General features: G+C 69.9%; 17 protein-coding genes. 12 read left to right on the top strand and 5 right to left on the bottom strand.

The features are described from left to right. Window positions 1-39 precede the first annotated feature (39 nt). Window positions 40-456, top strand: a complete 417-nt coding sequence (gene rnk / locus HUA74_RS43435) for a nucleoside diphosphate kinase regulator (protein WP_141646227.1) — start codon at window positions 40-42, stop codon at window positions 454-456. Between the two features lie 61 nt (window positions 457-517). Here rnk and HUA74_RS43430 read toward each other — a convergent pair whose 3' ends face one another. Next, window positions 518-1,282, bottom strand: a complete 765-nt coding sequence (locus tag HUA74_RS43430; RefSeq protein ID WP_174459284.1) for a ParA family protein — start codon at window positions 1,280-1,282, stop codon at window positions 518-520. 266 nt (window positions 1,283-1,548) lie between these two features. Here HUA74_RS43430 and HUA74_RS43425 point away from each other — a divergent pair, with 266 nt between their 5' ends. From HUA74_RS43425 to HUA74_RS43415, 3 genes are all read left to right on the top strand, one after another. Next, complete coding sequence (locus HUA74_RS43425) at window positions 1,549-2,382, top strand: MBL fold metallo-hydrolase (protein ID WP_174459283.1); 834 nt, start codon at window positions 1,549-1,551, stop codon at window positions 2,380-2,382. A gap of 15 nt (window positions 2,383-2,397) precedes the next feature. Continuing rightward, window positions 2,398-3,993, top strand: a complete 1,596-nt coding sequence (locus HUA74_RS43420) for a sigma 54-interacting transcriptional regulator (RefSeq protein ID WP_174459282.1) — start codon at window positions 2,398-2,400, stop codon at window positions 3,991-3,993. Window positions 3,994-4,140: 147 nt separating this feature from the next. Beyond that, window positions 4,141-6,468, top strand: coding sequence for a hypothetical protein (locus HUA74_RS43415; protein WP_174459281.1), 2,328 nt, complete (start codon window positions 4,141-4,143; stop codon window positions 6,466-6,468). Between the two features lie 6 nt (window positions 6,469-6,474). Here the strand turns inward: HUA74_RS43415 and HUA74_RS43410 are convergent, their stop codons facing one another. The 3 genes from HUA74_RS43410 to HUA74_RS43400 form a co-directional block, all read right to left on the bottom strand. After that, window positions 6,475-7,425: a hypothetical protein gene (locus HUA74_RS43410; RefSeq protein WP_174459280.1), complete on the bottom strand. Its 951-nt coding sequence runs from the start codon at window positions 7,423-7,425 to the stop codon at window positions 6,475-6,477. A 230-nt stretch (window positions 7,426-7,655) separates the two neighbouring features. Beyond that, window positions 7,656-10,073, bottom strand: a complete 2,418-nt coding sequence (locus HUA74_RS43405) for a serine/threonine-protein kinase (protein WP_174459279.1) — start codon at window positions 10,071-10,073, stop codon at window positions 7,656-7,658. Then, window positions 10,070-11,731 (bottom strand): adenylate/guanylate cyclase domain-containing protein, encoded by a 1,662-nt coding sequence (locus HUA74_RS43400; RefSeq protein ID WP_141646233.1) that lies wholly within the window; start codon window positions 11,729-11,731, stop codon window positions 10,070-10,072. The genes HUA74_RS43405 and HUA74_RS43400 overlap by 4 nt, the downstream gene beginning before the upstream one ends. Before the next feature lie 208 nt (window positions 11,732-11,939). On the opposite strand from HUA74_RS43400, the gene truD reads away from it, so the two are divergent. The 7 genes from truD to HUA74_RS43365 all read left to right on the top strand — a co-directional run bounded on the left by truD (window position 11,940) and on the right by HUA74_RS43365 (window position 20,745). Next, the gene (gene truD / locus HUA74_RS43395) at window positions 11,940-13,802 is read left to right on the top strand and encodes a tRNA pseudouridine(13) synthase TruD (protein WP_174459278.1); all 1,863 of its coding nucleotides are present in this window, start codon (window positions 11,940-11,942) and stop codon (window positions 13,800-13,802) included. 122 nt (window positions 13,803-13,924) lie between these two features. Continuing rightward, window positions 13,925-14,494: an RNA polymerase sigma factor gene (locus tag HUA74_RS43390; RefSeq protein ID WP_174459296.1), complete on the top strand. Its 570-nt coding sequence runs from the start codon at window positions 13,925-13,927 to the stop codon at window positions 14,492-14,494. After that, on the top strand, window positions 14,491-14,994 hold the full coding sequence (locus HUA74_RS43385; RefSeq protein WP_141646236.1) for a hypothetical protein: 504 nt from the start codon (window positions 14,491-14,493) through the stop codon (window positions 14,992-14,994). The genes HUA74_RS43390 and HUA74_RS43385 overlap by 4 nt, the downstream gene beginning before the upstream one ends. 7 nt (window positions 14,995-15,001) lie before the next feature. Further along, window positions 15,002-16,510: a polymer-forming cytoskeletal protein gene (locus HUA74_RS43380; protein ID WP_174459277.1), complete on the top strand. Its 1,509-nt coding sequence runs from the start codon at window positions 15,002-15,004 to the stop codon at window positions 16,508-16,510. Between the two features lie 255 nt (window positions 16,511-16,765). Then, window positions 16,766-18,112: a 2Fe-2S iron-sulfur cluster-binding protein gene (locus HUA74_RS43375; protein WP_174459276.1), complete on the top strand. Its 1,347-nt coding sequence runs from the start codon at window positions 16,766-16,768 to the stop codon at window positions 18,110-18,112. Further along, on the top strand, window positions 18,109-19,596 hold the full coding sequence (locus HUA74_RS43370; RefSeq protein WP_141645163.1) for an FAD-dependent oxidoreductase: 1,488 nt from the start codon (window positions 18,109-18,111) through the stop codon (window positions 19,594-19,596). Before HUA74_RS43375 ends, HUA74_RS43370 begins: the two co-directional genes overlap by 4 nt. A gap of 354 nt (window positions 19,597-19,950) precedes the next feature. Then, the gene (locus HUA74_RS43365) at window positions 19,951-20,745 is read left to right on the top strand and encodes a serine protease (protein WP_141645162.1); all 795 of its coding nucleotides are present in this window, start codon (window positions 19,951-19,953) and stop codon (window positions 20,743-20,745) included. 9 nt (window positions 20,746-20,754) lie between these two features. Here HUA74_RS43365 and HUA74_RS43360 read toward each other — a convergent pair whose 3' ends face one another. Beyond that, window positions 20,755-21,624 (bottom strand): SDR family oxidoreductase, encoded by an 870-nt coding sequence (locus HUA74_RS43360; protein ID WP_174459275.1) that lies wholly within the window; start codon window positions 21,622-21,624, stop codon window positions 20,755-20,757. Between the two features lie 191 nt (window positions 21,625-21,815). Here HUA74_RS43360 and HUA74_RS43355 point away from each other — a divergent pair, with 191 nt between their 5' ends. Continuing rightward, entirely contained in the window at window positions 21,816-22,280 is a 465-nt protein-coding gene (locus HUA74_RS43355; protein ID WP_174459274.1) for a universal stress protein, read from the top strand. The last annotated feature ends 139 nt before the right edge of the window (window positions 22,281-22,419 follow it).

Genomic DNA, 22,419 nt, shown 5'->3' with positions numbered 1-22,419 from the left:
CCCTATCCTCATTCTTTACTTTTCACGGGAGCCATCGACATGACCAGCGAGCAGTCCCTCATCGTGACTGAGACCGACCTGGAGCGTCTGCGCCAGGTCATCGACCACCATGGAGGGGGCCGTACGGCCGAGCTCGTGGAGATGCTTGATTCGGAGCTGTCCCGGGCCCAGGTGGTGTCCTCGGAGACGGTTCCTCCCAGCGTCGTGACGATGAACAGCACCGTGCTGTTCGAGGATGAGCAGACCGGCGAGCAGCGGCAGGTCACGCTCGTCTACCCGAGGGACGCGAAGAGCGACGAGGGTCGCATCTCCGTGCTGGCCCCCATCGGCAGCGCCCTCATCGGCCTGTCCGTGGGGCAGTCCATTGCCTGGCCGCTGCCGAGCGGGCGCACCAAGCGACTGCGCATCGTCGCCGTGCCCTACCAGCCCGAGGCCGCCGGCCACTACCACCTCTGATTGATTGAATCGCGCGAAGGCGCCCGTCCCGTGCTCCCGGGGCGGGTGCCCACGCCGTAAGTCAGCGCAGGCCCACGCGCTTCGCCAGCTCCTGCGCCAGGGCCCGCAGTTCCTCGACACCCGGCGCCGCGGGGCTCGTGTCGAACACCACCTCGTAGCCCAGCCCCGCTTGATTGATGGACTCCGAGCGCGGAATCCGCGCGCGCAGCACCGGCACCGTCGAGTCCTTCAGCGCCTCTTCCATCGCCTCGTTGGTCGCAGTGGTGCGCCGGTCCCACAGGTTCACCACCGCCACCAGCTCGCCGCTCTGCTGCTCACGCACGTCGCGCCACGCCGCTTCGATTTCGCCCAGGCCCTGGAGCGCGAAGGCCCCCGTGGGCACCGGCGCCACGACGAGGTCGGAGAAGCCCAGCACCGCCTCCGTGTACGCGCCGATGCTCGGCGGCGTGTCCGCGAGGATGACGTCCGGTGTCCAGCTCAGCGTCTTCAATGCGCGCGGAATCGCCTGCAGGCGGTGTCCCCATTGGAACAGCTCGCGCTCCATCGCCGCCATGCGAGGCGCCGCCGGCGCGATGAAGAGCGTGGGCCGCTTCGGTGACGCCACCACCACCTGGTCCAACCGGTACTTGGGCCGCGCACCCAGGGCCTCCCCGACACACGGCCCCTCGCGACTCTCCAGCCCCAGCACGAGCGACGCGTGCGCCTGGGGATCCAGGTCCAACAGCAGCACGCGCTTGCCCATGTCCGCCAGCGCGGAGGCCACGTGCGCGCAGAGCGTCGTCTTCCCCACGCCGCCCTTGATGGTGCAGAACGCAATCAACGCCATGGCTCCGTCCTATACCGGATCTCCCACGCGGGCGATGAACGCCAGGGCCCCCAGCAGCCCGGCCATCAGCCGGAACTCCCCGTAATTCTCGATGCCCCGGAATGGTACGGCCGCACCATCCAGGGGCGCTCCAGAATGGTGCGGTGCCCCGCAACGTCAGACCTCTCGTCAATAATTCCAGCCACTTGGACATGGCATCCCACGTGCTCAAGCACGGGGCATCAGGGCGTCCTCACGGAGGCCCTCCATTGAATGAGGAGGTCGTCATGGATATCCGGTTCTACGGCGTTCGGGGGAGCATCGCTGTCTCGGGTTCGCGCATCGGCGGCAACACGGCATGCGTGGAGGTGACGAGCCAGGGCCACCGGCTGATCCTCGACGCGGGCACGGGCATCCGGGCGTTGGGTGAGGTGATGATGCGCGAGGGCCCGCCGCACAAGGTCGCGATGTTCTTCTCGCACCTGCACTGGGACCACGTGCAGGGCTTCCCCTTCTTCACGCCCGCGTACCTGCCCACGACGGAGCTGACGATGTACGGTCCCGGCGCGAATGGCGCGCAGGCGCTCCAGTCGGAGCTGGCGGCGCAGATGCAGCCGCCGCACTTCCCGGTGCCGCTGAGCATCATGCGCTCGCGGATGGACTTCCTGTCCGCGCTGCACGGCAAGACGGTGGAGGTGGGGCCCTTCAAGGTGACGCCCATCGACGTGCCGCACCCGCAGGGGTGCCTGGCGTACCGGGTGGAGGCGGATGGGCACTCGTTCATCTACGCCACGGACGTGGAGCTGTGCCGCGAGGACCTGACGCCGGAGGTGGCGCGGCTGTTCGAGGGCGCGGACGTGTTGTGCCTGGACGCGCAGTACACGCCCGAGGAGTACGACGGCCGCAAGGGCATCCCGAAGAAGGGCTGGGGCCACTCGACGATGATGGACGCGGCGGACGTGGCGAAGACGGTGGGCGCGCGGCGACTGTGCCTGTTCCACCATGACCCGGCGCACACCGACGAGACGCTGGAGGACATGGCCGAGCAGGCGCGCACCCTCTTCCCCGTGTGCGAGCCGGCCCGCGAGGGGCAGCGACTGGTCCTGGGCCGCGCGGCCTGAGAGGCGGGCGGAACGATGCCACTCGAATGCTATGGTGACGCGTCGGCCTTCATCCTCCCGCCACTGCCCACCATGCCCCCTGCCGCGGACATCACCCAGGTCCTCCTCCCCTTCGGAGCGCTCGTCGGCAGAGAGGTGGACCTGGATGCATTCCTCCAGACGTTGATGGACCGCATCGCCGCCACCATGCAGGCGGACCGGGGAACCTTGTGGCTGTTGGACCCCGCGCGCCGGGAGCTGTTCAGCCGCGCCGCGCACCTGCCGGAGGTGTCGCAGATTCGCGTGAAGCTGGGCCAGGGCGTCGCGGGCACCGTGGCCCAGGAGGGCCATTCCATCAACGTCCCGGACCCGCGCGGAGAGCAGCGCTTCTTCGCGGACATCGACCGGATGACGGGCTACCGCACCACCAGCCTGCTGGCGGTGCCCCTGCGCGACGCGGACGGCGCGCTGTACGGCGTGCTCCAGGTGCTCAACCGTCGCGGGGGAGATCGCTTCACCCCGGAGGACACCGAGCGGCTCGACGCGATTGCCTCGCAGGTGAGCACCGCCCTGCAGAGCACCAGCCTGTACCAGGAGCTCCAGCGCGCGAAGGACCAGCCGCACGCCCCGGTGGGCTACTTCTTCAACCGCATCATCGGCGAGTCCCCGCAGCTCCAGGCCATCTACCGGCTGGTGCGCAAGGCCGCGCCCACCGACGCCACCGTGCTGCTGCGCGGAGAGAGCGGCAGTGGCAAGGAGCTCTTCGCGCGCGCCGTCCACGTCAACGGGCCGCGCCGCGACAAGCCCTTCGTCAAGGTGGACTGCGCCGCGCTGCCCGCGACGCTCATCGAGAACGAGCTGTTCGGCCACGAGCGCGGCGCCTACACCGGCGCGGACCACCGCATGCCCGGCAAGTTCGAGGCGGCGGACAACGGCACGGTGTTCATCGACGAGATTGGCGAATTGCCCCTCCCCGTGCAGGGCAAGCTCCTGCGCGTCATCCAGGACCGCGAGTTCGAGCGCGTGGGCGGCACCCAGGCCATCAAGGTGGACGTGCGCATCGTCGCGGCCACGCACAGGGACCTCGCGCGCATGGTGGCGGAGGGGCGCTTCCGCGAGGACCTCTACTACCGCATCAAGGTTGTCGAGGTCGTCCTGCCCCCGCTGCGCGAGCGCGGCGCGGAGGACATCGAGCGACTGGCCCGGCACTTCGTCGCCGCCGTGGCGCGACGTCACCGGCTGCCTCCGCCCCGACTCAGCCCGCTCGCGCTGGAGCGACTCAAGCGCTACCGCTGGCCCGGCAACGTGCGCGAGCTGGAGAACTGCATCGAGAGCGCGGTGGTGCTGTGCGAGGGCGAAATCCTCGAGGAGCACCTGCCCCTGCCCGACATGGACCGGTTGCCTCCCGCCAGCACGGCGCCCCAGTCGATGGCGGACCCCGCTCGCGCGACGGCCAGTCCCTCATCGGCCGAGGCCGGCCTGCTGCCACTCGCGGAGGTGGAGCGCCTCCACATCCTGCGCGTCCTGGACTCGGTGAAGGGCAACCGCACGGCCGCCGCGAAGGTGCTGGAGATTGGCCGCAACACCCTGGCCCGGAAGCTCAAGGAATACGGCCTCGGCGACGAGGTGTGACCTTCCTCCCCGCGGGCTCACACTCCCACGCCCAGGCAGCCAGCCGGGCCAGCCCTGGACTCCACCTCGAAGCCGACAGCACGTGCCTCCCGGGATAACCTGGAGCATGCTGGGACGGCACTTCCATGCAGGTCGAGGGGGCTTCACATGAAGGTGATTGAGACGCTGGCGAACCTGCCGGCGGAGCTGGCCGAGAAGATTCCGGACGTGAAGCTCCAGGACCAGGACATCCGGGTGACCCTGGCGCAGGAGGGCCTCACGCGCGAGGGCATCCTCCCGCCGAAGTTGAACCTGGGGGACTTCGCGCTCTCCTTCGAGGCCAGCGCCGAGGCCACCGTCCGCAACTTCAACTCCTCCGGCGACGTGGACGAGAACGGCATCGTCGGTGAGGCGGCAGCGGCGAACGCCCCGCCCTCTGACTCGCCGCGTCCGCAGCTCCTCCTGGGCGGCGACAAGGGGTGGATGCGTTATCAGGCCACCGGCCTCGTGAAGGCGGGGGCGTCCGGCCGCTACTCCTTCGTCTCCGCCAATGGGAAGACGGAGCTGTCCGCCACGCTCAGCGACTACCGCGCGCATCCGCTGGCGCGCAACATGCGCGAGGCCGCGAAAGAAGACCTGGCCTCGCCGCGCCTGCTGGTGAATTCGACGGACCTGACGAAGCTGGGGACGGGTGACGCGCTGTCGTGGCGGGTGCGCGGCATGCTGGAGACGGGGCTGGACCTGGGCTGGGCGGACCTCTTCACCACCAACCTGGGAGACCTGTCCTTCGTCCGGAACAGCGAGCTCATCGAGCTGAAGACGTCCATCGTCGCGCTGGTGCGCGCGCGCGTCTCGCTCACCGACGACTACCAGCTCAGCTTCTCCCGTCCGAGCCCGGGCCGCCTTCAGCTCGCGGTGCGCAAGGCGAAATCCCACGAGGCCACGCAGGGCGCGGGCCTGGGCATCCAGGTGGCCTTCGCGGACCCCGAGGCGGTGCAGGCCCGGCTCAAGGAAGTGCTGTCCGCGCTCGCCGGACAGGCCGAGGCCAAGGTCGAGGAACTCATCGACAAGGCCCTCCAGAAGGTGGCCTCCTCGGAGGACCTGGCGCTGCTGCGCACCGTGCTGGAGCGGCTGGGGTTGGACCCGCAGCTCGTCAACCTGGACCACCTGCGGCAGGAGTGGGAGGAGCTGAAGCAGAAGGTGGAGGGCGCGCTGGAGAAGGTGGTGAAGGCGCGAATCGGCGCCGCCTTCCAGTACGAATACCTGCGCATCTCCGAGTCCTCCACGCTGCTCGAAGTCGAGCTGGACGAGGCCACCGCGCTGAACTTCCACGGCCAGCTGGTGCTCGGCAACCTGGTGGACCTGATGTCGTGGCTGCGCGCGCCGGAGAACGCGGGCAGGTTCACCCTGAAGAACTACCTCAACACCGCGTCCTTCACGCTCCAGCAGACCGTGGGCTTCTCGCTGAGCCTGGGCACCTTCGAGGTGTTCAAGGCGCGCGGCTCGCTCAAGCAGACCTGGGTGTCGCAGGAGAACACGCAGGGCGCGCGGCGGCAGGCGTTCCTGGGACAGCGCACGTACGAGGACGCGCTGATGGGCCACCGCAACCGCTGGGCGGTGGACTTCCGGGCGGACATGGAGTCCTTCGCCCAGGCCCCGGCCGCGTCGGACTTCCGTTACGGCCTGCACATGCTCCTGTGGGGGCAGAAGAAGAAGCTGACGAAGCAGGAGCTGCAGCAGGCGGTGGACGACGCCGTCGTCTGGGGAGTGCTGGACGCCAATGACGCGTCCAGCGTCACGACGAGGCTCGAGGCCCACCTGGGCAAGACGGACGTGCAGACGCAGGTCGAGCTGAAGGTGTCCGACGACATGCTGCGCGAGCTGGTGCCCCGGCTCCAGACGTTCGACCTCAAGCTGTTCTCACGCGCCCTCGCCCGCGCCATGCCGTGGAGCGAGCAGACGGCCCGCGTGTCCTCGGAGTTCCGCAAGCTCGTCTACGCGCCCATCTGGGAGTCGTACCTCACCGAGGTGATGAACAAGGGCAGCTTCCTGTCCGGAGACCTCTCCCCCACCCGCGCCGCGCAAATCGCCGCGTGGTTCATCGAGCGGGACTCCACGGTGAAGCAGCTCGCGGCGGGCCTGCTCCTGCGCGAGAAGACGTGGCAGCCGCCCGGTGGCAACTTCAGCTTCGCCGAAGTCACGGACAAGAACCGCAACACGCTGGCCAAGTGCCGCCGCTTCGTGGACGGCCTGGTGCGCCTGCGCCGCTCCATTGAGGAGCGCCGCAGCGGCGAGGAGCTGCGCACGGTGCACAGCGACCTGGAGGGCTTGTGGAACACGGGCTTCCACCTGCGCACGGCCGGCGCGGTGCTGGCAGAGCTGGCGAAGAGCACGCCTCGGGGGCTCGGCGGAATCGAGCGGACCTTCACCGTGCGGCTCGCCGACAGCCAGGAGCAGCTCGTGTTCTCCACGGCGTGGGGTCCATCCACGCCGTAGCGCGGCTCACATCGAGCGCGACAGCATGAACGCGGCGGCCATGGACATCGCTCCGGCCGCCGCGAAGTGCCTCCAGGCCAGGCGCGCCAGGGTGCCCCGCGTGACGTCGGCGTCCGAGCCCAGCACCACCATCGCCGCCCCGCCACGCCGACCCCTCAGCTCGTAGGTGCCCTCGCGAGCGCCGCGCCGCAGCTCGCCCACCACGAAGCAGGTGTCGCCCGCGCTGCCCACGCGCTCCCAGGACAGCGCCCGAGCCTCATCGTCGGCCTCGCTCGCGCCCGACAGCCCGCGCCCCTCCGGACTCACGGGCACCTCTTCGTACCAGGACGAGGGCGGCGTCACCGACAGCGTCCGACAGCGACGAGGCCGCATCGGCGCCATCAACGACGCGGGAGAGAACCTCACGCGCGCTCGGACCTGTGCGCCTCGCAACATCAGCGTGGGCGAATAGGCCCGCTCTCGCGACAGGAGCGCGCCCTTCCGACCATCCGCCGCCACCTCGCGGAGTTCGGCTTCGAAGAAGGCGCAGGGAACGCCGCCCGGTGACGTGAGCACCTCCTCGGCATCGAGCGTGCCCTGGTAGACACCCCAGCCCGGCGCCTCACCGGAGCGCAGCGTCGCCACGGCCTCGTCCAGCGATTGGGGCACCGTGCCGCGCAGCAGGTCCGCGCCCGAGCGCACCCGCGTGCCACGCACCGCCAGGAGCGCCGCCACCACCAGCAGCGCGAGCGCCAGGGACTTGCCAACAGCCTCGTCCGACAGGAGCGTCGGCCCATCCCCTTCCCCCAGGCGCAACACCAGCGCGAGCGCCCCCAGGGCCAGCATTCCGAACCAGACCAGTGGAAGTCGCGGGATGCGGGCTCGCGCACCTCGCCGTCCAAACATGAACGCCGCGACGACGAGCGCCGCCAGGAACGCCGCATAGATGGGCGCCAACACGACGCGCCAGAATTCCATCCCGTCCCCCGGCAGCTCGACCGGAGCCCCCAGGGCCCCGAACACCGGAAGAAAGTGGGACGCCCGCGAAGCCCGCGCAAGGTCGTCCAGGGCGAGAACCCGTCTCCCCGAGGACAGCCCTCGGCAGGAGAACACTTGCCCGCTCCGCAAGGGCCCGAGGCGAGGCGCGATGCGCGAGGAGTGTCGGAAACAGGAGACCGGCGCGCGGGGCGGAGCCGGCTCTGGAGGAACTACTGCTCCTGGCCCGCGACCGCCTGGCGGGGAGGACGCTCCTTCAACTGTCCCTTCACCGACAGGTCGTCAAAGGTGCAGGCCAGGTTGCGGCACCCCACCGCCACCTTGCCGACGCGGTTCTTCAGGCCCGGAAGCAGCTTCCGGGCGAAGCGCTGCCTGCCGAGAAAGCCCTCGGCGAGCACGACGCCTTCCGCCTTCGGGCTCAGCTTCAGTCGCACGAAGTAGGGCCCTGTCGCGGGCAGCGGCATCTCGTCCTCGACGAGCCCGTCCGTGTCCTGCGCGCTGTTGCCCACCATCTCGTGGCCATCCTCGGTGAAGTAGCGCCACGCCAGGCGCATCCCCACGCCCGGAATGGCGAAGGCCGACACCTGGAGATCCTTGATGCGGAAGGACAGCTCGCCGTAGTGCTGGGCGTCCGGCTCCTCGGGGTACTCGTCCCCGAGCGGCTTGACGTCCATCAACACCTGCGCGTCGAAGTCGTCGGCCGCGAAGTACCGGTGCGCCACGTACGCGCGCGGCACCAGCCGCCGTCCCGAGGCATCCAGGCCGCCCTGCCACGCCCTCAGCTCACCCTCCTCGATCACCCACCGCCCGCTGTGGAGGTTGAGCTCCTCGGTGCCCTGACCCTCGAAGGTAACGCCGAACCGGGTCTCCCCGCCGGGCTTCTGGGCCAACGCCACGCTCGACGAGGTGAAGGCCTCGCCGTACGTGTTCGGCGGAAACGGCCGGGTGGGCGTGCGCACCTTCCTGCCCTGCTCGGAGGAGGTCCGCTCGGAACCATTCTGGCCCGACGCGTCCATGAACACCCGTGCCGCCAGGCCAATCACCGCGAGCCCGCCCACGATGGACAGCCCGCTGCGCACCTGGCGCCAGCCCATGCGCAGGCGACGGGTAATCTGGCTCGTCGTCGGGGCGCGCGCGGTCGCCAGTTGGCGTGCCGGCTGGATGCCCGTCATCAGGCCCGGCGCGGACGAGGTGGAGATCATCGTCTCCAGCGCCGCGCACAACTCCCCCGCCTTTTCGTAGCGGGCTTCCGGGTCCGTCTCCAGCAGGCGCTCCACCACCAGGTCCACGCGCGAATCCAACCCCGCCACGCGCTGGGACGGCAGCTTGAAGCGCCCCAGGGGCACGTCCCCGGTGAGCAGTTCGTAGAGGACCACTCCCAGCGAGAACAGGTCGGCGCGACCGTCCACGTTCTTCGCGTCGCGCCGCTGCTCCGGGGCCATGTAGTTCAGCGTGCCCATGGCCACCGCCGTCGCGGTGAGCTGCAACCGGGACTCCGACTGACGGATGCCCGCCAGCCCGAAGTCCGCCACCTTCACGTTGCCCCGCCCGTCCAGCAGGATGTTCTCCGGCTTGAGGTCGCGGTGGATGATGTCCTTGTCGTGCGCGCACTCGACGGCGCGCGCCACCTGGAGCATCAGCCTCAGGCTCTGCTGCGGCGACAGCGCGCCAGCGGAGATGGCCTCTCTCAGCGAGCGCCCCTCCACGAACTCCATGACGAAGTAGTAGTGCTCGCCCGCGACGCCCCGGTCGATGATCTGCACGATGTTCGGGTGGTTGAGGGCGGCCAGCGCGGTGGCCTCCTTCTCGAACCGCGCCACGAACTCCGGGTCCTTCGCCAGCTTCGGCGGCAACAGCTTCACCGCCACCGTGCGCCCCAGCGACGTCTGCCGCGCGAGCCACACCTCGCCCATGCCGCCGCGACCGAGCAACTCCAGCAGCTCGAACCCCGGCAGCGCCACCCGCGACGCCGCCACGAAGGTGTCCACCTCGTGGACGTTCAAGTCGGAGTCCGCGTTGCCACGGCCCGTCGGCGTCGACGAGCGAACCACCGTCGCACCCACGGGAACCTCCAGGCCCGGTGTGGCGGACGGCATGGCCACACCGCTCGGCCCGATGCTGGCATTGAGGGGAGGGACCACGTCCGCGCCCGGAAGTGGGACCCCGGGAAGCGCCATGTCGCTCGGGGAAGCACCCGTGCTCGACGAGGGCGCCGCGCCGGAATTCACGCCCAGCACCTCGATGCCACTCGCCAGCGGGCCCCTGCTCGCCGCCGTTCCGCCCACCAGCGTCACGCGCCCGTGGACCGAGCCGGGCTCGTCACGCGGGGGCTCGCGCTCCTCCAGCAGCGAGGCGTCCCGGAGGGCCCCGCCGTTCGCGTAGCTCGGCGTGCTCCGGGGGGCGCGCTCGTCGGGGCCAAGCCCCGGCACCACGGTGTCGCGGGTGTTTTCCGGAGCCCCCTGCGCGCGGTGCGGGGCAACGGTGATGTGGGACGTCGCGCGAGCGCCGCTCGCGTCCTGACGCCGCACCTCGAAGCGGATGCCACAGCGGCACGCCACCTTCTGCCCACTGACATAGACCCGGGTATCGTGCTGGATCCCGCAGTTGGGACACTCCTGGGTCGTCGTCATGCGCGGCGCGGGGAAGCAGCGGTCGTGTGTTCCACGCCGTGGACACGATACGTGGGAACGGCCTTCTCCTTGCCCTTCACCTGCAGCGCCTTCAGCTCCTCCACGTCGAAGCCAGGCCCGGACTTGCGGACCGTCGACTCCGACGCGAGCACCTCGCCACTCTTCGCCATGCCGCACAGTCGAGAAGCCGTGTTCACCGTGTCCCCGATGGCAGTGAACTCATGCCGCTCCGCGCTGCCCATGTAGCCCACGACGGCCTGACCGGTGTTGATGCCGATGCCCACCTCGATGGGCGCCTTCCCCATCGCGACGCGCTGACGGTTGATCTCCTCCACCGCGTCCTGCATCTCCAGCGCCGCCCGCAGCGCCCGCGCCGCGTCGTCCGGATGCGAGAGCGGCGGACCCCACACCGCCATGACGCAGTCGCCAATGAACTTGTCCAGGTTCCCCTCGTAGCGGAACACCACGTCCGCCATCGCCGAGAAGAAGCTGTTCAGCATGGACACCACTTCCTGGGGCGACTCGTTCTCGGAGATGGTGGTGAAGCCCCGGATGTCCGCGAACAGGCAGCTGACTTCCGCCAGCCGGCTCTGTCTCAAGTCCTCCGTCTCGCCGGAGATCACCGCGTCCGCCACCGCCTTGGACAGGAAGCGACTGAGCTCCGCGCGCGTCACCGCCTCCGCGCGGATCTGCTCGCCCAGCGCCGAGTTCTCCAGCGCGATGCTCGCCTGGGAGGCGATGCCGGAGAGGATGTTCAGGTCCTTCTCCGAGAAGGCGTTGATCTGCTGCCGGCTGTCCAGGAAGAGCACCGCCTGGATCTTCGTGTTCACCATCAGCGGCACCGCCATGGCTGAACGGATGCCCTGCGCGACGATGCTCTCCGCCGCGGAGAAGCGCTCGTCGATGATGGCGTCCGCCGTCAGCACCGCCTTGCCCGTCTCCACCACCCGCTTCAGCACGGTGTCGGAGAGCATCACGTTGACGGGCTTGCCCGTGCGGTGATGCACCGCCGCCGGGATGAACTCCCCGTCCCCGGCGACCTTCAGGATGACGCCGTGGTCCGCGGCGAGGAGCTGGAAGGCGACCTTGAGGATCTGCTCGAACAGGGCCGTCTGGCTGCCCTGCAGGCCCACCTGCCGGTGGAACTCGTGGGCGATGCGCAGCTTCTCGTAGTCGCGGCGCAGCGCCTCCACGTCCGTCATCAGCTCCACCGGACGGAAGTTCTGAGGCACCTGGTCCATCTGCGCCAGGAAGGCGGGCATGGACACCGACTGGGCCACCACCGTCACGCCCGGCGCGGTGGGCGCGGTGTGGTTCACCGCCGGCTCGCCGCTGTGGAAGATGAGGCGCGAGGAGCCCAGGGCTATCTCGTCCCCGTCCTTCAGCCGCAGCTCCTTCACCCGCTTGCCGTTGACGAACGTCCCGTTCGAGGACCCCAGGTCCTTCAGGACGAAGTCCTTGCCCTGCCGCTCAATCGTCGCGTGCTCCTTGGAGACCTCCCGGTCGACCAGGCGCAACGTGTTGGACGGATGGCGGCCGAGCGACGTCAGCGGCCCCAGGGGAAATTCCCCCAGAGTGCCGTCCGCGAAGCGCCCGGTCAGCCGGGGGCCGCGAAGCTGCCCGGATTTCGGAGCGAATGGGGCGGGAACCTGGCTCACGCGCGAATCCTCACCGGCGCGGACACTACCAGAGCCTCTCCCTCACAGGGAACGTCTGGTGCGGCTGTCCGACCCGAAGGGCCTCCGAAGGGCTGCACGGCTGGTCAGCGTCCAGTTCCTGGGACGGCGCGTCACCCGGGGGAGTCCACCCCCCAGCCGCCCCTCCGCCCCGCTTCTCTCCTGGGTCCCACACTGGTAAGGGGGGCCCGTGAGAATCAAACAGAAGCCCGAAGACTTCAGCGTCAAGGAATCATACCGCTTCGATGAAGTCGATGGAGGGCGTTTCCGCGTCTACCTGATGGACAAGCAGAAGCTGTCCACGTTCGACGCCGTCACCCGCCTGCGGGACGCGTTCGGCCTGAAGCCGGGCGCCATCAGCTATTGCGGTCTGAAGGACAAGCAGGGGCGCACCGAGCAGATCATCGCGGTGGACGGCGCCGACGTGGACATGCAGGAGCCCGACCTGCGCCTGAAGTTCCTGGGCCGGACGAACAAGGCCCTGTCCTCGGCCAACATCACCTCCAACCGCTTCTCCGTCACGGTGCGAGCGCTGGGCCCGGAGTCCGTGGGCCCCCTCAACTCGGCCGCCGCCGAGGTCAACCGCCTGGGCGTGGTCAACTACTTCGACAGCCAGCGCTTCGGCTCGCTCAAGCACGGCCAGGGCTTCATCGCCAAGGACCTCATCCGGGGCGACTTCGAGGCCGCGCTGCACAACTTCCTGGCCAAGCCCTCGGAGCTGGATTTCACCGAGGACGCCAAGGTGAAGGCCTTCTGGCGCGACAATTGGGGCCAGTGGGACGCGCGCGTCCCCTTCGAGGGCACCCGGAAGTACCACCGCGTGCTGCGCTCCTTGAGGGACCACCCCAAGGACTTCATGAAGGCCTTCCTGCAGATCGACTCGGACTACCGGGCGATGCAGCTGTTCACCTTCCAGAGCTTCCTCTGGAACGAGGGCGTGCGGCGCTACCTCCAGTTGATGCTGCCGCGCGAGTCGCTGTTCCCCATGCGCTACCAGGCCGGCACGCTGCTGTTCCACCGCGACGCGGACGCGAACACGCTGCGCGTGCTGCGCGAGGCCACCTTCCCCCTGCTCGCCCCCGACACCACCTTCAAGGACCCCAAGGTGGAAGAGGCCGTCCACTGGGTGCTGAGCCGGGAGAAGCTGACGCTGGCGGACCTGCGCATCCCCGACGCCGAGCGCCTGCTCTACTTCAAGCACGAGGAGCGGCCCCTGCTCTCCTTCCCGCACAAGCTCGTCGTCGGCCGCACCCAGCCGGATGAGATCAACCGCGGGGACATCAAGGTCAACGTCGCCTTCACCCTGCCGCCGGGCGCGTACGCCACCCTCGTCGTCAAGCGCCTGTTCCACTTCGCGTACACTGAAGAGACCGCCGACGACATTCGCGCCCAGCGCGAGCGCACCGCGCGCATCATCGAGGAGAGTCAAGCCGAGGGCGCGCCGTCCAGCCGCCGCGGTCCTCCCGTCCGCGACGGTGAGCGAGGCTCGGAGCGGCCTGGCGCCACGTCTTCACGCCGCCCGCAGACCCGTGACGAGGAGCGAGCCCGCTCCCCGCGGACGGAGTTCCCCTCCAGCCGCCGTGCGTCCTCCTCCCGGAGCGAGGCTCCCGCCCGCCGTGGAGCCGGGGCTGCTCGCGAGGACGAGCCTTCGTCGACCCGCCGCGCCTCCTCCCGGAGCGAGGCTCCCGCTCGCCGTGGAGCCGGGGCCGCTCGCGAGGACGAGCCTGCGTCCACCCGCCGCGCCTCCTCTTCCCGGAGCGAGGCTCCCGCCCGCCGTGGGTCATCCCGCGATGAAGGGCCCTCGACCCGTCGCTCCCCGTCTGAATGGGCGGCGGCACCCGCCCGGAGCCGGTCCGCTTCGAGCGAGGATGACGTCTCGGCGTCCCCCTCCAGGGGCCGGTCGCTCGCCGACCAGGCAAACGCCCCGAAGGCCCCCAAGGAAGCGCCTCCTGCCCCGCTCGGATTCCGCGAGAAGGCCCGCCAGCGCAAGGCGAACAAGGAAATCGCGCGCGCCGAGACGGCGGCCAAGCGCCCGAAATCACGAAAGAAATAAGACTTCAACGGGGATGAACCGTTTGAACGCAATGGGGGAGCGCGCACGTCGTAGACCAGGACGTGAACGCTCTTGCCCTCGACGACGCCCCCGGGACGCTCGCCCACGCCATCGGGATGCTGATGGCTGACGACGCCGTCCCGCTCCCCTGGAAGGCCGACGTGCAGGCGGCCCGCCGGGGAGATCCGTCCGCCTTCGAGTCCCTGGTGCGCAGCGTCCAGCGCCAGGTGTACGGCCTGGCCCTCCGGCTCCTGCAGAGCGAGGCGGAGGCCGCCGAGGTGTCCCAGGAGGCCTTGCTGCGCGCGTACCAGAACCTTCACCGGTACGACGACGCGCGCCCCTTCGACTTGTGGGTGCTGGCCATCACCCGCAACCTCTGCCTGGACCTGCTCCGGCGCCGCACCAAGGTGCGCACCGAGGAGCTGGAGCCCATGAAGGAGGTCCTCCCCAGCGGCGAGGCGTCGCAGGAGGAAGGCGCCATCGCCCGCGAGGAGCGGCAGTCGCTCGAGGACGCCATGGCCACCCTCTCCGTCGACGACCGTGAAGTCCTCGCGCTCTACTACGTCCAGAAGCGCACGACGAAGGAGATCGCGCAGATCCTCGGGTGCGCCCCTGGCACCATCATGGCCCGCCTCTTCAGGGCCCGAGAGAAGCTGCGCAAGAAGATGACCACCGAGGAGGCCACCCGATGAGCGCGCATCTTTGTCCCGACCTCGAGGTCCTCTTCGCGGAGCTGGAAGAAGGAGAAGGCCCCGCGCTGGACCACGCCGCCGACTGTGAAGCGTGCTCCGCCGTCCTCGAAGAACACCGGCTGATGGAGCAGGACCTGTACCGACTGGCGGACCCCCTTCCGCCACCCACCCTGGTCGCCAGCGTCATGGCGAGGGTCGCGGCCGAGCCCGTGCCGCAGCGTCGCGAGGTGTGGTCCGGGCTCGCCATCCTCATGACCTCGCTGCTCGGTGGGCTGGGTTACCTGGTGATGAGCGACCAGGCGCTCGGTCGGCTGGGAACGGGCGTCGCGTCCTTCCTCGTGGAGGGACGGCTGTTCGCCGAGGGCGTGCTGAGTGGCGCCCGCGCGCTGTGGTCCACCGAGGGTCTGGCCGTGGCGGCCATCCTCGCCTTCCTCCTCCTCACGTCCCTGGCAGGCCTCAAGCGGCTCGCAGGCAGCGCCCCCACCCCCTCGGAAGCCTGAGCGACCCATGAAGATCTCCCCTCGATTCCTTCTCCCCGCGTTGCTCATGGGCGCCCCCCTCGCGCTCGCCGAGTCCGCCCCGGCCCCCAGCGCGGCGTCCGCGCCGGCCGCCAGGAGCATCGACGTCAGCTTCCGTGGCAGCCTGCGCGACGCGCTGAAGACCATCGCCGACAAGGGCGGCCTCAACCTGGTCGTCACCGGCGACCTGGATGTCCCCGCCGAGGTGCACCTGCGCAACGTCACCGCCGACCAGGCGCTGCGCACCGTCTCTCGCGCCTACTCGCTGCGCATGGAGCAGGACGGCTCCATCATCACCCTGCGGCCCATGACGCCGCATGAGAAGGAGGCCGCCGCGCAGGGCCACGCGCTGCCTGCCCCCGCCGCTCCGCCCGCCCCCGCCGCTCCTCCCGCGCCCGCCGTGGCGGCGACGCCCGCGGCTCCTCCGGCGCCCCCGGCTCCCCTGGCTCAGGAGACGGACACGGAGTCGGGACACACCGAGGAGGGCATCGGCTCCGACGCGGAGGGGATGGAAGAGGTGCGGGATCAGATCCGCGAGCAGATCCACCGCACGCGGGACGAGCTGAAGCGCTCGCGCCGCTCCGGGGGCCGCAATGTCGTGGCGCGCGGACAGTCGCTCGAGGTGAAGGAAGCCCAGAACGTCCAGAGCGCGGTGGTGTACGGCGGCAACCTCGTCGTGAAGGGCCACGTGGAGAACGACGCGGTCGCCTTCGGCGGCAACCTGGTCATCCACGGCCACGTGGAGGGAGACGCGCACGCCTTCGGCGGCAACGTCGTCCTCAAGCCCGGCGCCAAGGTGGAAGGCGACGTGTCCTCCTTCGGCGGCAACGTGGAGCGCGAGGACGGCGCGGACGTGGAGGGCAGCATCAACACCTTCGGCGGCGCGAACATCGGCCGCATCGTCGCCGGCGAGCTCAAGGAAGGCCTCAAGGAGTCACGCAACCCGCGCCACGAGCACGAGGAGCGAGACTCCGACGACGACAACAACAACGAGGGCGGGCTGGCCACCTTCATCCTGACCTTCGCGGTGCTCTTCGGACTGGGCTTCCTGGGACAGATGTTCTTCCCGGCGCGGATGAAGCAGGTGGGTGACGAGATTCGCGCCCGTCCGGTGCAGAGCGGACTCACCGGCCTCTTCGGAGTCGTGGCGATGATTCCCCTCACGGTGGTGCTGGCCATCACCATCATCGGAATCCCCGCCGCGCTGGTGCTCTGGATGGCGGCCCCGCTGGCCGCGGCGCTCGGCTTCGCGGCGGTGGCGAGCGAGTTGGGCACACGGCTGCCGGTGATGCGCGGTCGCAAGACGCAGGCGGTGGTGCTGGCGCTGGGCTTGTTGGTGTTGATGGTGGTGGGCGCCATCCCCGTGCTCGGGGCCATCGTCTCCACCCTGGTCGTCCTGGTCGCCCTGGGCGCGGTCATCCGCACCCGCTTCGGCTACCGGCCGCGTGGCAGTGGGATGCCGGAGCCCATCCACCCGCACACCGAGCAGCCGGTCTAACGCACCGCCGCCGGGGATTGCCCGGCGCGTCAAAGGAGGCGGACAGCGCACCGTCCGCTCTCCCGAGAGCACCCACCGGGGATCGCCACGAGCCCAGACGGCCCGTGACGGTCCCCGGTGTCGTTTCAGCGGCAGTCTTAGAGAAGTTCCATCGCGCCATCACCGCGACTGTCGGATGGCCCCCATGACCGGGGTGCGTCATGGCTCGACAGGCTTTGACCACCCGGTCCGGGTACGCCATTTTGCGCGGCACCCATGCGACGCCTCCCAGACGCCTCGTTGCGCGGCAGGGCCATCACCGTGGACCTCGAGGGCGAGAGCATCCCCGCCATCGAAGGCGAGCCGGTGGCGTGCTCCCTGGTCGCCGCCGGCGAGCCCATGCTTGCCCGCTCCGTGAAGTACCACCGCCCTCGCGGGCCCTACTGCTTCGCCGCCGCGTGCTCGCACTGCCTGATGCGCGTGGATGGCCTGCCCAACGTCTACACGTGCCGCACGCCCGCCAGGGAGGGCATGAAGCTGGAGCGGCAGAACGCGTACCCCTCCGCGAAGGTGGACGTGTTCGAGACCATCGACTGGTTCTTTCCCAAGGGCCTGGACCACCACGAGATGTTCGCCGGCGTGCCCGTCGCCGAGCAGGTGATGGCCAAGGTCGCCCGCCAGCTCGCCGGCCTGGGCCTGTTGCCCAAGGAGGCCGCCCCCACGCCGCCCGAGTCGCGCACGGTGCGCACCCGCGTGGCCATAGTGGGCGCTGGCGCCGCGGGCCTCGCCGCCGCTCGGGAGCTGACCGAGCGTGGCATCCCCTTCCTCCTCTTCGAGCGCGAAGACCACGTGGGTGGACGGCTCGCGCACGGCGCGCCCGAGCGGGACGCGCCCGAAATCACGGACGTGGCCACGCTCGCGCCGGCAAGCCTCACCACGCGCGCCACCGTGCTGGGCCTGTATGACGACGAGGCGGGGCGCTTCCTCGCGGTGGGCGTCTGGGAGCCCACGGGCACGCGGCTCCTGAAGGTCTACGCGGAGCGCTTCCTGCTGACGCCCGGCGGCCACCCGCCCATGGTGCCTTTCGAGAACAACGACCTGCCCGGCGTCTACGCGGGGCGCGCGGCCAGTCTGTTGCTGCGCCGACACGACGTGGCGCCCAAGGTCGCCGCGCTGGTGGGCTGGGGTGACGAGCTGTACGGCCTGGCCAGGCTCCTGGAGGAGCGCGGCGTGAAGCTCTCCGCGGTGGTGGACCTGAAGGGCCCGCCGCCCTCGGGGGCCCACGCGCTGGCGGTGGAAGGCTCCGAGCCCAAGGCCCACGGTATGCGCTCCGTGAGCGCGTTCAGCTTCACGCCTCGCGATGGCCGCAGGCGCAAGGTGCACTGTGACGCGGTGCTGGTGTCCGTGCCGGTGAGCCCCAGCTTCGAGCTGGCGCGACAGGGCGGCGCGAAGGTGTCGTTCGACGCCGGACGCGGGCTGTTCCGGGTGGAGGCGGACGCGGATGGACGCACCGAGGCCCCGGACATCTTCGCGGCGGGCGACCTCACCGGTGGAGGCAGCGCGAAGGACGCCGCTGCCGCGGGACGCCGCGCGGCACAGACGCTGGTGGGAGGACTGTCATGAGCAAGTCGATGATCTGCTCGTGCGAGGACGTCACCGCGGATGACGTGCGGCACGCTGTCTCGCGCGGCTATTGCGATGTGGAGTCGGTGAAGCGCTACACCGGCTTTGGCACCGGCATCTGCCAGGGCAAGAGCTGCCTGTCGGCGGTGGCCGCGCTGCTGGAGAAGGAGAAGGCCCTCAAGCCCGACGCGGTGGTGCCCTTCACGCCGCGCCCTCCCCTGTTCCCCACCGAGCTGCGCCTCTTGGCTTCCGCTCCGGTGGACGAGTCCCAACCTCCCGTGGGCGGCCTGCCCCAGGACGTGGACGCCTTCGCCAGCGCGCTGCGGCCCGAGGGGCCCCTGCCCGCCAAGGCCAAGGTGGTCATCATCGGCGGCGGCATCATGGGGCTCGCGCTCGCGTACAACCTGGCGCGCGAGGGTGAGACGGACGTCGTCGTGCTGGAGCGCGGCTACCTGTGCGCGGGCGCGTCCGGCCGCAACGGCGGCGGCGTGCGCATGCAGTGGGGCACTCCGGCGCTGGTGGAGTTGGCCAAGCGCTCCATCGACCTGATGAAGGGCTTCGCCCGGGATTTGGGCATCAACGTCTGGCTGCGCCAGGGCGGCTACCTGTTCCTGGCCCGGACGGACGCGGTGGCCAAGCGGCTGGAGCGCAACGTCACGCTGCACAATCGCTACGGCGTGCCCACGCGGCTCGTCACCCCGGACGCGGCGCGTGACATCGTCCCCGGCCTGACGATGAAGGGCTGCGTGGCGGCCTCCTTCAATCCCGAGGACGGCGTCATCTTCCCCTGGCCCTTCCTGTGGGGCTACGCGCAGGGCTGCAAGAAGAAGGGCGTCCGCGTGGAGACGTACACGGACGTCACCGGCTTCGAGGTCAGCGGGGGACAGGTGCGCAAGGTGAAGACGGACCGGGGCGACATCGCCTGTGACACCGTCGTCCTCGCGTCGGGTGCGTGGAGCCCCGAGGTCGCGAAGCTCGTCGACGTGCAGCTCCCCAACGAGCCGCACCGCCACGAAATCCTCAGCACCGAGCCCCTCAAGCCCTTCCTGGGGCCGCTGGTGTCCGTGCTCGACTCGGGCCTGTACTTCAGCCAGTCCATGCGCGGCGAAATCGTGGGCGGAATGGGAGACCCGAAGGAGCCCGCGGGGCTCAACATGGGCAGCACCCTGCGCTTCGTGTCCCGCTTCGCCCGCGCGCTGATGGAGCAGATGCCCCACGTGGGCCACGTCAAGGTGCTGCGCCAGTGGGCCGGCTGCTACGACGTGACGCCGGACAACAACCCCATCCTCGGCCGCACCCCCGGCCTGGACAACCTCCTCCAGATGTCCGGCTTCGTCGGCCACGGCTTCATGATGGCCCCCGCCGTCGCCGAGCGGATGGCGAAGTGGATGGTCACCGGTGAGTCCGACGAACTCTTCACCCGCTTCAACCTGCGCCGCTTCGCCGAAGGCAGCCTGGAGCGAGAGGACATGATCATCGGCTGAGCGCCCCAGGCCTCCGCCTTGCTTCGTCGACGGGCCGCGTCCCCTCCTGCGTGGAGCGGAGCGCGGCCCGTGGATTTTTCCGTCGCTGTCCTGGCACGGGACACCGGGCCCCGCGACTGCCCACAAAAACGACACTCCCGGAAAAACAAGTAAATCACGATAATCACTGAGGTTTGTCCCGAGGGGCGCGAAGGGCCTTTACATGGCCTCTCGTCAAACCGGAGCACGCGCGCACCACCTGGGCGCGCGCGAGTGAGTGACTCCCGAGTGAGCGTGTCCCGTGGATGACGGTGGCACGGGGTGTGCCAGGGCCCACGCGGCGCGCAATCCCGCGCGTGGTGGAGGAGTCCCCCGATGATCGCGAAGAGCATGCGTGCGTTGTTCCTGGTGGGTGCCCTGTCGGCATGCGGTACCGAGCAGGCTCCCGACGTTCCCGATGTGGAGGCGAACGAGCCGCTCCAGTCCCAGGAGTCCACGGTCATCGTCGGCTCGGTGAACTGGGTGGGCGCCACCACGCTGACGGGCACGCAGCGCACGCGCTCGAAGGCGGTGGGCTACCTGTCCATCCCCGCGGTGGGCAGCCGCTGCACGGCGTGGCTCGTCTCCGCCGACGTCATCATCACCAACAACCACTGCATCGGCAGCGCGTCCCAGGCCGTGGGCGCGCGCGTGTCCTTCAACTACGAGGACGGCGTCGCCTCGGCGGATCGCATCTGGTACAACTGCGCCACGTTCATCAAGACGTGGTCCGGTGATGACATGACGGCGGTGCGTTGCTCGGCCACGAACGGCCAGCTGCCCGGCAACGTGTACGGCTGGCTGACGGTGTCCACCACCAACGCCGCCACCAACGCGAGCGTCTACGTCGTGCACCAGAACTGCGACTACTACACGACGTCCGGCTGCGCCCCGACGAAGAAGTCCTCGCCGGGCGTGGTGAAGAACGCGAACTACTCCACCACGGACCTGTCCTACGACGCGGACACGCTGGGCGGCTCCTCGGGCTCGCCCGTGTTCTCGTCCTCCACGCACCAGGTTGTCGGCCTGCACCACATCGGCCTGGGCGGCAACTCGTCCGGCCGCGGCACGGCCAACACCGGCGTGAAGGCCACCCGCGTGAAGGCGCGCCTGACGGAGATCGGCCTCTAGTCCGTCACGTCATGCCGGAGTGGGCTCGCGCGCCAGCAGCACCGGTGACGCGAGCCCCACCGGCAGCGCCTCGGGCGCGGCCAACGCCTCGCGCCGCACGCCCCGCAGCGCCAGCCGTCCCAGGGCCCGCTTCACCATGCGCGGCAGCAGGGGCAACAACCGCATCACCCACCGGTGGCCCCAGCCTGGATACACCAGGGCCTCACCCCGCTCGAAGGCCGCCAGCGCGACGCGCGCGCAGTGCTCCAGCGAAATCTGGAAGAAGGGCGCCACGCCCGCGCCCACGGCCTGGGCGCCCGCGTCTCCCAGCGGCCCCGGCGCCACGCGGGTGATGACCACGCCGCGCCCCTCCACCTCCAACCGCAGCGACTCCGTGAAACCGTCGAGGAAGCGCTGCGTGGCGGCGAACATCGTCGAGCCCGGCAGGAAGAGCTGGGCTGCGCCCGAGCCGATGTTCAGCACCCCGCCCCTCCCCCGCTCCAGCATGGGGGCGAGCAACCGGTGGGTCAGCAGCGCGGGCACCCAGACATTCGCGCGCAGCAGCTCCTCGAGCCCACCCCAGCGCGCTTCGGCGTACAAGCCCTGGCGCCCCAGGGCGGCGGTGTTCACCAGCACATCCACCCGGACGAAGTGCGACTCCAGCGAGGCGACGAGCGCGTCGATGTCGCGCGACTCGCAGACGTCGCACTGCTCGAGCAGCACGCCCAGGGTGGGATAGAGGGACAGCAGCTCCTCGCGCAGCGGCTTCAGCCGCGCCACGTCTCGGTCCACGAGGACCAACGTGCGAACGCGCCGCGACAGCAGCCGGGCAAGCTCCCGGCCGATGCCCTCGGACGCTCCGGTGATGAGGACCGTGCCCTGGTCAATGGGAGGACGCATGGGAGAGAGGCACCTCGTCTTCGTTCAGGTGCCCATCCTGCGCACGAATCGCGGAGCGCGCTCGCCTCCCCGCAAGCTCTGCGCGCGCACGGGTACGAGCAGGCGGGCAAGCCCTGGCATGGAACTTCCACTGAGCGTCTTCCGGCCCCATTCCCCTAGCAGGGGCCTTTCCAACCACCGAGGAGCCGCCGATGGCCGCACCGTCCTGCATTCTCGTTCCCATCGATTTGAGCGAGGGCTCTCGCACCATCATCGACTACGCCCTGCACCTGGCGCGGCCCTTCAACGCCTCCGTGGAGGTGGTCCACGCCTGGGAGCCCCCTCAATACGTCGCGCCGGACCTGCTGGTGGCCGCGCCGGGCTGGAATGCCCTCTCGCTGGAGCAGGTCGCCATGGACACGGCGCGCAAGGAACTGGCGACCCTCCTCCAGCAGATGGAGCCCCCACAGGTGACGCTGAAGCACCGGGTGCTGGTGGGCGAGGCGGCCTCCACCATCCTCGAACTCGCGGAGCAGGAGCGCTTCGACCTCATCATCATGGGCACCCACGGCCGCCGGGGGCTCCCCCGACTCCTGCTGGGCAGCGTGGCGCAGAAGATCGTCTCCCGCGCGCCCTGTCCGGTGCTCACGCTGCACGTCGCGCCGGACAAGAAGTAGCGAGCACCGCCTCTAACCCTCTTCAGGAAAGTCCGGTAAGGCGCAGACCCGCGTGAAGGAAGAAGGCGGCGAGAACATCGTGGCGGTGGCCCAGGCGCACGAATGAAGCGCGTGCCTGGGCGCGCAGCTCGGCGACAGA

Source organism: Myxococcus sp. CA051A, assembly GCF_013336705.1.
Classification (GTDB): domain Bacteria; phylum Myxococcota; class Myxococcia; order Myxococcales; family Myxococcaceae; genus Myxococcus; species Myxococcus llanfairpwllgwyngyllgogerychwyrndrobwllllantysiliogogogochensis.
Note: the sequence above shows the minus strand (reverse complement) of the source record. Positions and strands in the feature narration are given on the sequence as shown.